This is a genomic window from Thiolapillus sp. (genome assembly GCF_048562965.1).
GTDB classification, from domain to species: Bacteria; Pseudomonadota; Gammaproteobacteria; order Chromatiales; family Chromatiaceae; genus Thiolapillus; species Thiolapillus brandeum_A.
Genome location: NZ_JBHNMF010000601.1, coordinates 1 through 1,912, shown reverse-complemented (window position 1 = coordinate 1,912; position 1,912 = coordinate 1). Strand labels below are relative to the sequence as shown.

At 52.0% G+C, this 1,912-nt stretch carries 4 protein-coding genes and 1 pseudogene; 2 read left to right on the top strand and 3 right to left on the bottom strand.

All coding sequences use genetic code 11. The features are described 5' to 3' along the window. The coding region (locus ACOCD2_RS18210) for a hypothetical protein (protein WP_419597640.1) at positions 1-206 on the top strand (206 nt) is incomplete at its 5' end. Here the strand turns inward: ACOCD2_RS18210 and ACOCD2_RS18205 are convergent. Next, positions 199-483 (bottom strand): annotated as a pseudogene (locus tag ACOCD2_RS18205) (aminoacyl--tRNA ligase-related protein); the annotation flags it as partial. The gene ACOCD2_RS18210 and the pseudogene ACOCD2_RS18205 overlap by 8 nt on opposite strands. Positions 484-754: 271 nt before the next feature. Between ACOCD2_RS18205 and ACOCD2_RS18200 the strand changes: the two are divergent. Further along, on the top strand, positions 755-943 hold the full coding sequence (locus ACOCD2_RS18200) for a hypothetical protein (protein WP_293672738.1): 189 nt from the start codon (positions 755-757) through the stop codon (positions 941-943). Between the two features lie 99 nt (positions 944-1,042). On the opposite strand, the gene ACOCD2_RS18195 is transcribed toward ACOCD2_RS18200, so the two are convergent. Then, a complete protein-coding gene (locus ACOCD2_RS18195; protein WP_293679614.1) occupies positions 1,043-1,585 on the bottom strand; it encodes a cell wall hydrolase in 543 nt (180 codons plus the stop codon). Between the two features lie 82 nt (positions 1,586-1,667). Continuing rightward, positions 1,668-1,912 (bottom strand): hypothetical protein (locus tag ACOCD2_RS18190; RefSeq protein ID WP_293885724.1); only part of this gene is annotated, 245 nt, incomplete at its 5' end.

Genomic DNA, 1,912 nt, shown 5'->3' with positions numbered 1-1,912 from the left:
TTTTTTATGAGGAAGGAAGTATGAATATCTGGTTACAAATCGCCAGCGCAGTGGTAGTGGTGATGATGCTGTTCTATATGTATCCTGCCGCCAAACATTGGTTGCAAAACGGGCCAAAAGCCAAAAAAGGAGACTGGCTGTCTGCGGCTATCCCCTTGCTACTGGTCGTTGGCTTTGTATTGCTACTGATTGCCATGGTCAAATAGCCCCGATCAATTCTTCTCCACCCATGTAGGTCTGCAATACATGGGGAATACGAATGCTACCGTCAGCCTGTTGGTAGTTTTCCAGCACAGCAACCAGGGTACGCCCTACTGCCAGACCAGAACCATTGACCGTATTCAGCAACTCCGGCTTGCCTGTTTCCGGGTTACGCCAACGCGCCTGCATACGTCGCGCCTGGAAATCCAGAAAGCAGGAACAAGATGATATTTCCCGATACTTGCCCTGCCCTGGCAACCATACTTCCAGGTCATAGGTCTTGGTGTTAATGGCCATCTATTCTGACCCACCTACGGCCAACAATTTTGACCCACCCTGAGGGGCATTCCGGGCCATAGGGCCGTACGCTTCCCGCCATCAGAGACTCATCGATGGGGGAAGCACACTTGAAGGAGTGGGTTATGATTCACAAAATCAAAGCACTGTATGATCAGGGCAATGGGCTGACGATACGGGCCATTGCCCCTGTTTTTTTCCAACAACAACCACGGATGCCAAGGGCAAGCAGCGCAAGACCTATGCCTACACCAATATGATGACACCCTATGACAAGCTGAAATCCTTGCCCGATGCAGCAAATTATTTGAAACCCGGCATCAGTTTTGAAACACTGAACCAAGTCGCCCTGCAAATCAGCGACAATGAAGCGGCGGACCAGATGAAAAAGGCACGCCAGAAACTATTCAACAATATTCATGAGCAGACACTGAAAACAGGCTGAACCAGCAAAAACAGGCCACTGATTTCAGACTCATTTATGGATTGGAAAATACTGGCTGGGCGCATGCGGCACCCAAGAAGGGATGCCGCATGCAACACCTCAGAAGTAGAAGATATGATGGCCAATCTTTGCAACTTTCTGCTTCTGTTTGGCCCAGTAGGGCCTTATCCGGTCGGCATGGTAATGATCTGCCGGACCAACCGGATTGGGGACGGCCTGCTCCAGTACCAGGGTGGCAATTTGCCACGCCTGCCTCCAGGCTTGCGCATCCCTGATCGGGGTGGGATGGCGTGTCCAGGAAAACTGGTGAGGTGCCCAAACGACCTCACAGACATCCGTCCCCCGGATTCGCCGGGCCACGCGGTTGAGGACCACGTAGGCCACGGCGACTTGCCCGGCCACAGGTTCACCACGGGCTTCGTGGTAAATATTCTGGGCCAGGCATTCGATATCCCGGACGTTCCAGCGTCGGCTGGTATCAGGATTTGGGGCGGAAGTGTTTTCACCCCCTACCCCTACTTCTGCCTCATCTCCCCAGATGATTTTCACCGGGGGAACGGGGTCTTGATGTCTGGGCACCGAACAAATGCCCAGAATAAAACTGGCGCCCATAATAGCGCCAATGAAAGCTATTGCTTTCATTGTTGTACCTCCAGGCGCGTATGCGCCTACCTACTGTGCTCTCTGCCTGAACACAGTTTTTTCTGATTCCCATGGCAGTGGGTTACGCCGTCTGCACGGCGGTTTTTTGGTTGGTTTTTCCTCCACCACAGAGGCCCTTACGGGAAAAGCTGGTTTGTTTGGTGATCATGCCTGATAGGGCATAACCACCAAACCGTGTCACTTTTGATGCATTGTTTAGGGGAAATTCGAGTTGATTTCCGTGACTTGACCCTTGTCGTTGTAGATCATGATTCTCAATGACCGAATGCCCCGGGCCAGCTGATTTTCCCGGAAGATGCCGTAAAA